Consider the following 9,108-nt stretch of genomic DNA (forward strand, 5'->3'; position numbering starts at 1 on the left):
AAGCCCTGACACCGCTGGACCACATTGGCAGCCATCTCCAGGTGTCCCACCGTCCCTTGCTTCGGTCTGACAAGGAGTTGGGCAATGCGTATGCGATTCGGGTGGATCCTTGCAGGGTTGTCGTTCGTGGGCTGTGGTGGAGCGCGGGACATGGAGCCGCCCGTGGCCCAGGAGCAGCAGGTCCAGGCGCAGGCGTGCACACCCGCCATGGCGGCCTTCAAGGTGAAGGACCTCCTCCCGCCGGGTGCGCCGTTGCCTTCGCCATCCCGGCCCATTCCCGATTGGCTGACGAACGTGGCGGGCACGCTGTACTTCACCGTGGATCCCTACCAGGGGACGGCTGGGCTGTGGCGCAGTGACGGCACCGGGGTGGGCACCGTTCCGGTGAAGGAGTTCCCCTTCGCGGGCTTGAACTACCGGGACTTCTCGTCGCTCACGGCCGTGGGCTCGCGAGTCTTCTTCAAGATGAGTGACCCGGCCACGGGCTTCGAGTTGTGGGTGAGCGACGGGACGGCGGCGGGAACGAGGCTCGTGAAGGACATCGTACCGGGCAGCGCGAACTCCATTCTCTCGAACCTCACCGACCTGGGGGGCGTGCTGACCTTCTTCCGCAGGGAGGAGAGCGCGGTGGAGCTGTGGCGGTCGGACGGGACGGAGGCGGGGACGTACCGGGTGGTGGACTTCGGCTCGGGGGCGTCCCTGTCCAGCTCCACGGTACGGACGAATGACGCGCTGTTGTTCTTCCTCCAGGACGCGACCCACGGCACGCGCCTGTGGCGGACGGACGGCACGGCGGCGGGCACCCGGCTCGTCAAGCGCGTGGACGCGGGGGCCCCCTTCGTGACGGCGACGCGCCGGCTCGCGAACGGCAACGGGTTGTTCACGCTGGACGACTCCGCCGGGACGGAGGTGTGGCGGACGGATGGAACGGCGGCGGGCACGGTGCGCCTGGACACCTTCGGCAAGCAGGCGCGGCTGCTGGGGGCGCTGGGCTCCTACGTCTACCTGTCCACGCTCGCCGACGATGGCGAGCGGTTGAAGCTGAACCGCCTGTCGCTCTCCGGAGGCGGGAAGACCCTGGTGACGACGCTGCCCAATCCCTATCCTGGCCAGCAGGACAACACGCCCTACGTGCAGGACTCGCGGGAGGCCGGGGGCAAGCTCTACCTGTCCGTGGCGATCAGCTCGCCGGGCCCCGCGCCTCGCCAGGTCGGGCTGTGGGTGACGGACGGCACTGCGGGAGGGACGCGGCAGGTCAGCCAGGGGCTCACCACGTCCGACGAGAGCAGTTCGCCCCTCTTCGACACGGGCTCTGGCACGCTGCTCTTCAGCTCGTGGGACGGCGGCCTGGGACTCATGCCGCAGGTCACGAATGGCACGGCGGCGGGCACGGGGCGCGTCACCACCTCGAGCCCCGGGGCCGAGGGACCCGAGGAGTTCACGCGCGTGGGCAACAGGATCTACTTCCGGGGGTTCTCCGGCGTCTGGGGTGACGCGTTGTGGGCCGTGTCCGCCAACGTGACCTGCACGCCGCTGAGCGCCAGCGCGGAGTGACAAGGCCGGTGAGCGTCAGCGCAAGGCCAGACGCATGACGTGCCGCCGGGTTCCAGCGAGCCCCAGCTCCTGGAACCCGGCGGCCTCGAAGAACACCGGTGTCAGTGGGAAGCGGTGACGTCGGACACGTTCACCGGCGTGGTGACGCGCTTCACCTTGGGAAAGAACAGGCCCGCGGTGAACGCGGCGATCATCGCCGCGCACATGATCCAGAAGTTGATGGACAGGCCCGTGCTCAGCGCGTCGCCGAGCGTCTCCAGGATGGCGGGAGCGAGGCTGCGTCCATGCTCGGGGCCGAGCAGCTCCGTGGCCGCGCTGACGGGGACGTTGGGGTCCTTCATGAGCTGTGACACCAGCACGCCGCCCATGATGCCCACGCCCAGCGACCCGCCGATGGTGCGGAAGAACATGCTGCTCGCGGTGGCCACACCGCGCAGCTCCCAGCCCACGGTGGTCTGGACAGCGACCATCGTGGACATCGCCGCGAAGCCCAGGCCAATGCCAAACAACCCCATTGCGATCTGCGGCACAAGCATCGAAGCCCCGGGCTTGAGCAGCAGCGCCATCAGCACGGTGCCAATGGAGGCCAGCCCCAGCCCGCCGACGATGAGCGGCCGGAATCCAGTGCGGACCATGAGCCTGCCGCCGATGAGGCTCGCCAGCGGCCAGCCGACGATCATGGGGGTGATCATCCCGCCCGCCATCGTGGCGGAGCCACCGAGCACGCCCTGCACGTACAGGGGCACGTAGGTGGTCGCGCCGAACTGGGCGGCGGAGAAGAGGGCGCCGGCCAGGTTGGAGATGGCGATGGTGGGAATCTTGAAGATGCTCATCGGGATGATGGGCTCGGCGGCGCGAAGCTCCACGAACACGAACGCGGTGAGGAGCACGGCGGCCAGGGGCAGGGCGAGCAGTGTCGCCCCGGAGCCCTGCACCCCGAACAGCAGCGCCACGACGCCCGAGGACAGCAGCGCCGCGCCCGCGTAGTCGAGCCGGGCACGCACCTTGGGCTTGAGTTGCTCGTGGAAGAACATGACGAGCAGCACCATGGATGCGATGCCGATGGGGATGTTGATGAAGAAGATCCAGTGCCACGTGAGGTACTTCACGATGAGGCCGCCGGTGAGAGGGCCGGCGAGGCCCGCGATGCCCCACACGGCGCTGAACGCGCCCTGGACCTTCCCGCGCTGCTCCAGCGTGTAGATGTCCCCGATGATGGTGAGCGCGATGGGCTGCATGGCGCCGGCGCCCAGGCCCTGGAGGACGCGGAACGCGATGAGCATGTTCATCGACGTGGAGAACCCGCACGCCAGGGACGCCAGCAGGAACAGGGTGGAGCCGAAGAGGACGATGGGCTTGCGGCCGTAGAGGTCGGCGAGCTTCCCGTAGATGGGGACGGTGATGGTGGACGACAGCATGTACGCGGTGAAGACCCAAGCGTAGTGCTGGATGCCGCCCAGGTCGCTGACCACCGTGGGCATGGCGGTGGAGACGACGGTCATCTCCAGCGCGGCCACGAAGAGGGACAGTGCCAGAGCCAAAGTGGTGAACGGTCGATGGGTGGTGCGCATGTCGGAAGGGGGGACCCGGGAAAGGACCCTGGGTAACGCGTGCCCGTCCGGAGCGCCAACGTCAAGCGCGTGAAAAGGAGTGACGGCGTCCATCGCCGGGGATTCCGGGTCCACTCCGGAAGGGCAGGGGCGCACGAGGTGGGATAGGGTCCACCGGCCTCGCGAGTTCGAGGCGCACGGCATGGGCACGGATACGAAGACGGTCGAGTCAGGGCGCTGGAAGACGGCGGTCGCCGCGGTGTTGGGGCTCTACGCGGTAGGGCTGGTGCTGGCGGAGGCAGTGCTCCAGGCCGGAGCCATCCTGGCTACGGCGCTGGCCCTGGCGCTGGCGGCAACGAAGCGGCTGCGCCTGGAGAAAGACGTAAGGGCGTTCGTGCTGGCGAGCGTCGCCCTGAGCGTCTGGCAGCTTTTGTCCCCAGCGGTGGCGCTGTTGACGGGAGCCGCGACGAAGTGGCCCCGGGGCGCAAGGTACGGCCAGGCGCTGGACACGGTGGCGGGAGCCGCGGTCGCGTGCATCGGGACGATGGGAGTGCCGTGGTTGCTGCTGGGGAGCCTCGTCGCGGGAGGCTGGTTGTTGGCGGCGGCGCTGGGCTTCTTCCAGCACCGGGTGCAGTGGCCCTGGGAGCCGCCGAAGTTCCTGAAGCTGAACCTATCGCGCCTGCACGAGAACTTCGGGACGGAGGAGAACCCGAGGTACGCGGCGGGAGGCTTCTTCTTCCACCGGCTGCGGTTCGCGCACGGAGCCATCGCGGTGCTGGGCCCGGCGCTGGCGGTGATTGGCCGGTCGAAGGTGACGCGGAGGCGGGTGCTGGCCGGCGTGATGGTGCTGGGGCTGCTGCTGTCCATCTACGGCGCGTTCGCGAGAGCGGCGTTGGGAGCGGCGCTGGGCGTGTGCGTGCTGTCGCTGCTGCTGTTGTTGCGAGGGACGGCGCGGAAGGCCGGGCTGGGCGTGGCGGTGGCGCTGGTGGCCGTGGTGCTGCTGACGCCCGCGTGGCGGGAGCGGTTCGGCAAGGCGGTGGACAACCTCTTCGGCAGCGGAGAGCGCTCGCTGGCGATGTCGGTGGGCTGGAGGTTGGTGCGAGAGCACACCTGGGTGGGCGTGGGCTTCGGCAATCACAAGCCCGCGGCCCTGGCGACGCAGGCGGAGACGGGTATCACGGACCTGCTGGCCACGGACTCACACAACCTCTGGCTGACGGCCTGGGCGGAGACGGGGCTCGTGGGCTTGGTGCTGCTGGCGACGATGCACTTCCTGCTGGCGAGGGCGCTGGTGCGAAGGCACCGGGCGGGTTCGATTCCGGCCACGGGAGCCCTGCTGTCCTTCGTGGGCTTCCACGTTCTGGCCCTGGTGCACTACCTGCCGTTCCACCCCAGCGTGCACCTGTCATTCATGCTCATCTGGGGCCTGGGGCTGTGCGAGTTCAGTACGCCGCTCCGCCATGAACCTGATTGAGTTTTCAAGCTGAGTGGGGGCGTGTGATGGAAGCCGCTGCGGTCACCGAAATCAGGCAGGTCGATACCGGATTGCAGGAGCTGTTCTGTGACTACGTGCCCCAGGTGTTCCGCCGCGCGGACTTCCGCCGTTGGCGTGCATGGGGAGAGTGGAACGACGACTATCGTGCGTTCGCGCTGATTGAGGACGGCCGCGTGGTGGCCAACACCTCCGTGATGCGGATGCGCCTGCTGTTGGAAGGGCGCGAGGTGCTGGCCCATCAGCTGGGAGCCGTGGGGTGTTTGCCGTCGCATCGTGGCCGGGGACTTGCGCGCGTGGTCATGAACGCCGCGCTGGACGCGTGTGGGGATGCGCCCGTGCTGCTCTTCGCCAACCCCAAGGTGCGCCAGTTCTACCCGCGCTTCGGGTTCCAGCCTCAACTGCAGACGTTGTTCGCCACCCCGTGCGATGCCGTGCCGGCTGGCCCACCCGCGCCCACGCTCAATCTGGATGACGCGGAAGTGCGCGCTGGCCTCGCCACGCTCTCCAGCGAAGGGCGTCCCTCAACGGAACGCTTCGGCGCGCGAGGCTACGCGACGGTGGCGAGCTGGCCCGTGGCCAATGGCTTCGCGAGGCCCCTGCGCCAGTTGGGAACGGACGCCTGGGCGTTCGCGGGAGTCGAAGGCGAGACGCTGTACCTCGACGACGTCTTCGCCCGCGAGCCCTTCGACCTGCGAGCCTGGATCCCCCGGTTGATTGACCGGCCCATCCGGTCCATCCGCTTCGGGTTCACTCCGGAGCGCTACTGGCCGGAGGCCGTGACGGCCGGTGAGGACATGGAAGCCGACCTGTTCGTGCGCAACTTCCATCCCTCACAAGAGGCCCACCGGTTCCCGGTCATGGCCCACACCTGACCCTGTCCCCATTCACATGAATGGGGACAGGGGAGAGCCTCACTGGCAGAGCCGCTCGACCGACTTGATCCGCACCACGCCGTCAACGTTCGGATCGTTGGTCTGGTCTCCGAGGGCGATGGTACCGGTCGCCGAGAAGTTGTTCCGCGTGAGCTTCGCGACGCCATCGACGCTCACCGTGGCGACCTTCGCGGCATCCACCGCGAGCTCGTAGACATGGTACGCGCCATCGGTCACGGAGAACGCCGCGGACTGCGTGTCATCCGCCCAGCCAATCGCCGCATTGTCCAGGTAGATCATCTGCGAGCGATCCGTGGAGTTGCCGAACGGCGAGGTGAAGCTGCCCAGGATGGCCGCGCCGCTGTCGAGCTGGTTGTGGTTGTTCGCCGACTCGACCTGCATCGTCACTCGGAGCTTGAACGGCTTCGTTGCGTCGAACGCGTTCGCCCGCGTGATGAGCAACTGCCCGCTCGTTCGGCCGCCGCTGTTCGTCGACGTCGCGAGGCGGACGTAGTCCTCGCCGTACGTGAGTGTGTTCGGCGTCTGCGCGACCGTCGACCAGCCCTGCGCTGCGATGTCGCTGCCGCCGACCAGCAGCGGGACGCTCGCGCGCGGCGACCACGTCGTCGTCGACGTCGCGGGTGCACAGACCTCACAGGCATTCGCGGGGTTCGGCGTACCCTCGGAGTAGAACGTGTCGTCGATCAGGCACTTCGGGCTGCACGCGCCTGCCGAGCAGATCTGGCCCGAGCCGCATGCCGCTCCGTCCGCGAGCGGGGTCCACGAGGTCGCGGACGTCGCGGGCACGCACTGCTCGCATGCGTTCGCCGGGTTCACCGCTCCGGCCGCGACCTGCTGGCCGTCGATCCGACAGACCGCGACGCAGACACCGGCCTCACAGGCCTCGGTGGTCATGCAGGCCTGGTCGCACCCTCCGCAGTGGGCGGAGTCACTGTCAGTGTTGACGCACGTGTCTCCGCACTGCGTGGTGCCGGCTTCAGTGCACATCTCCACGGACGCGTCCGGCACGGACGCATCGGGGTCCGGCACGGACGCATCGGGAACGGACGCGTCGGGCGTCCCGCCGGGGGGATTGGAGGGATCGTCACTGCAGGCAGCGAAGAAGCCGAGCACGACCACACAGGAGAGCGCGATGGAACGAATGGAGATCATGGCTGTCAGTGACTTTCCGCCCGCACTACGGATCTCGGGCGAAGGCCCGTCCTGGTTTTTCACAGGGCGGGAAGAGGGAGCAGGGGCTCCTCCTCGCGACTCACTGCAATGCCTCGGCCAGGTAGTCGACGAACACCCTGACTCGCGCCGGCAGGTTGGCGCCACCGACAAAGACGGCGTGGATGTTCTCCGTGTCGCCCGGATTGTAGCGCTCCAGCAGAGGAACCAGTTGGCCGGAGCGGAGCTCTTCCGCGACGCTGAATGCGCCGACGCGCGTCACCCCCACGCCGGTAGCAGCCAGCTGGCCCAGGGTCTCTCCGTTATTGGCTTCGATACAGCCCTTCAATGACAGACTGTATTCATGCCCGTCGCGCACGAAGGGCCAGACCGCTTCGGCCCGACGAAAATTGAAGTTCAGGCAGTTATGGTGGTGCAGGTCTTCTGGAACCATCGGCGTCCCGCGCCGGTTCAGGTAGTCGGGTGAAGCCACGATCACGCGCCCTTTCTCGCCGAGCTTGCGCGCGGTCAAACCGCTGTCCGCGAGCGGGCCGAAGCGAATGGCGACGTCCGCCTGACCTGCTGCGATGTCGACCACGCTGTCCGTCAGGTTGATGTCCACCAGGATGTGGGGGTATCGCGCCGTGAAGTCGCCCAACAGGGGGACCACGCACAGGCGCCCATGCGAGAGGGCGGCGCTCACCCTCAGCCGCCCGCGCGGCGCGCCCAGATCCGCGATGGCCTGCTCCGCGTCGTCCAGCTCCGCCAGGATGCGCCGTGCCGCGCCCAGATAGGCTTGCCCCTCGGGCGTCAGGGTCAGGGCCCGGGTCGTGCGGATCATCAGGCGTACCCCCAGACGCGCCTCGATGCGGTCGAGGGTCCGGCTGACGGCCGACGGGGACAGGCCCAGCTCACGCCCGGCCGCCGAGAAGCTGCCGGTCGCCGCCACGGCCGAAAAGACGGCCATCTCACGCGCCCGATCCTCGCCGCCCAGCTGCACCTTTGCGTTCATCTCAAGAATCCTTGGCTTCGAAGAGCTCTAACGCGCGCGCGACCGCCCGGCCATCTTTGCGCGCTCAGAACAACGCACCCCGTCGCGCACAGTCGCCGCGGGGGCAGAGAAAGGTTCCCGCGGATGAAGCCCAACCCTCCTCTTCTCGCTCTGGCGGTCGGCGCCTTCGGCATTGGGGTCACGGAGTTCGCGCCGATGGGCATGCTGCCTGTGATCGCAGGAGACCTCGGCGTCTCCATCCCGGCGGCGGGCCTGCTGGTCAGCGCCTACGCCTTCGGGGTGCTGCTCGGCGCGCCGGTGATGACCTTGTCGACCGGCCGCGTGCCACGCCGGACCCTACTGGTCGGCCTGATGGGCATCTTCACCCTGGGCAATCTGCTGTCGGCGCTCGCGCCGGAGTACTGGACCTTGATGGCGGCGCGGGTGGTGACGTCGTTCAACCACGGCGCCTTCTTTGGCGTGGGCGCCATCGTCGCGGCCAGCGTGGTCGCGCCGAACAGGCGTGCGGGCGCTGTCGCGGCCATGTTCATGGGACTGACCGTCGCCAACATCACCGGCGTTCCCCTGGCCTCCTGGGCGGGCGAGACCCTGGGCTGGCGCGCCTCCTTCTGGGGCATCGCAGGTCTGGGCGCCCTGGCGATGATCGCGCTTCGCTTGACCCTGCCGTACGGCCGGGTCGAGCCTTCTGCCGACGACAGCGGCGCCATGAAGGCCGAATTGGCGGTGCTCCGACGCGGACCTGTGCTGGCCGCCCTGGCTCTGACCGTTATCGGCTCCAGCTCCATGTTCACCGTCTTCACCTACATCGCTCCGATTCTGAAGGAGCAGACCCTGGCCTCGACCGGCTTCGTCACCGCCATGCTGGTGACCTATGGGCTGGGGTTGACGATCGGCAACTGGCTGGGGGGCCGCTTCGCCGACAGGTCGGTGGACCGGACCTTGATTGTCACCCTGGCAGGCCTCTCCACTCTGTTGGTTGTATTCGCTGGGGTCATGCAGTGGCAGGCGCCCGCAGCCGTGGTGATTTTCCTCTGGGGCGTGGCGAGCTTTGCCCTGGTGCCGCCGCTGCAGATGCGGGTGATGACCGCCGCCAGCGACGCACCGAACCTAGCTTCTGCCATGAACATCGGGGCCTTCAACCTGGGCAACGCCATCGGCGCGGCCCTCGGTGGGGCGGTCATCGGCCTCAACCTCGGCTATCCGGCCGTGGCCCTGGCCGGGGCGGCGATGGCTGGAGCGGGCCTCATCCTGGTCTTGTTGCTGGTTCGCCGCGAGGCCCGCGTGGTCGTAACGCTCCCGGCGCGCTGCTGAACCGACGATCTTTAGCCCTAAGTAGGTCGCCAGAAGTTCCGAGACAAATCCGGGTCGCATGCGCAGTTTCTGGAGCATGCGACCGGCAAGGAGCCCTGCCGAGCTGGGGCTGACAGCATACGACATGCGGAAGCTGGAGCGGGC

General features: G+C 68.2%; 7 protein-coding genes. 4 read left to right on the plus strand and 3 right to left on the minus strand.

Going from position 1 to position 9,108, the window contains the following annotated elements:
• Positions 1-84: 84 nt before the first annotated feature.
• Positions 85-1,554 carry an ELWxxDGT repeat protein gene (locus D7V77_RS20695; RefSeq protein WP_120578012.1) on the plus strand — a complete coding sequence of 490 codons (1,470 nt, stop codon included), beginning with the start codon at positions 85-87 and terminating at the stop codon, positions 1,552-1,554.
• Between the two features lie 101 nt (positions 1,555-1,655).
• On the opposite strand, the gene D7V77_RS20700 is transcribed toward D7V77_RS20695, so the two are convergent.
• Positions 1,656-3,125, minus strand: a complete 1,470-nt coding sequence (locus D7V77_RS20700; RefSeq protein WP_120578013.1) for an MDR family MFS transporter — start codon at positions 3,123-3,125, stop codon at positions 1,656-1,658.
• Between the two features lie 181 nt (positions 3,126-3,306).
• Here D7V77_RS20700 and D7V77_RS20705 point away from each other — a divergent pair, with 181 nt between their 5' ends.
• On the plus strand, positions 3,307-4,578 hold the full coding sequence (locus tag D7V77_RS20705) for an O-antigen ligase (RefSeq protein ID WP_120578014.1): 1,272 nt from the start codon (positions 3,307-3,309) through the stop codon (positions 4,576-4,578).
• A 26-nt stretch (positions 4,579-4,604) separates the two neighbouring features.
• On the plus strand, positions 4,605-5,471 hold the full coding sequence (locus tag D7V77_RS20710; RefSeq protein ID WP_120578015.1) for a GNAT family N-acetyltransferase: 867 nt from the start codon (positions 4,605-4,607) through the stop codon (positions 5,469-5,471).
• Between the two features lie 39 nt (positions 5,472-5,510).
• On the opposite strand, the gene D7V77_RS20715 is transcribed toward D7V77_RS20710, so the two are convergent.
• Both D7V77_RS20715 and D7V77_RS20720 read right to left on the minus strand, forming a co-directional pair.
• Entirely contained in the window at positions 5,511-6,644 is a 1,134-nt protein-coding gene (locus tag D7V77_RS20715; RefSeq protein ID WP_120578016.1) for a hypothetical protein, read from the minus strand.
• A gap of 100 nt (positions 6,645-6,744) precedes the next feature.
• Positions 6,745-7,653, minus strand: coding sequence for a LysR family transcriptional regulator (locus D7V77_RS20720; protein ID WP_120578017.1), 909 nt, complete (start codon positions 7,651-7,653; stop codon positions 6,745-6,747).
• Positions 7,654-7,776: 123 nt separating this feature from the next.
• On the opposite strand from D7V77_RS20720, the gene D7V77_RS20725 reads away from it, so the two are divergent.
• Positions 7,777-8,964 (plus strand): MFS transporter, encoded by a 1,188-nt coding sequence (locus D7V77_RS20725; RefSeq protein WP_120578018.1) that lies wholly within the window; start codon positions 7,777-7,779, stop codon positions 8,962-8,964.
• The last annotated feature ends 144 nt before the right edge of the window (positions 8,965-9,108 follow it).

The organism is Corallococcus sp. CA041A (genome assembly GCF_003612075.1).
Lineage (GTDB): Bacteria > Myxococcota > Myxococcia > Myxococcales > Myxococcaceae > Corallococcus > Corallococcus exiguus.

What these genes read in the sequence shown, in the direction of transcription:
- D7V77_RS20715 (WP_120578016.1), bottom strand. Translation starts at nt 6,644, where the DNA reads ATGATCTCCATTCGTTCCATCGCGCTCTCCTGTGTGGTCGTGCTCGGC.
- D7V77_RS20720 (WP_120578017.1), bottom strand. Translation starts at nt 7,653, where the DNA reads ATGAACGCAAAGGTGCAGCTGGGCGGCGAGGATCGGGCGCGTGAGATG.
- D7V77_RS20700 (WP_120578013.1), bottom strand. Translation starts at nt 3,125, where the DNA reads ATGCGCACCACCCATCGACCGTTCACCACTTTGGCTCTGGCACTGTCC.
- D7V77_RS20705 (WP_120578014.1), top strand. Translation starts at nt 3,307, where the DNA reads ATGGGCACGGATACGAAGACGGTCGAGTCAGGGCGCTGGAAGACGGCG.
- D7V77_RS20695 (WP_120578012.1), top strand. Translation starts at nt 85, where the DNA reads ATGCGTATGCGATTCGGGTGGATCCTTGCAGGGTTGTCGTTCGTGGGC.
- D7V77_RS20725 (WP_120578018.1), top strand. Translation starts at nt 7,777, where the DNA reads ATGAAGCCCAACCCTCCTCTTCTCGCTCTGGCGGTCGGCGCCTTCGGC.
- D7V77_RS20710 (WP_120578015.1), top strand. Translation starts at nt 4,605, where the DNA reads ATGGAAGCCGCTGCGGTCACCGAAATCAGGCAGGTCGATACCGGATTG.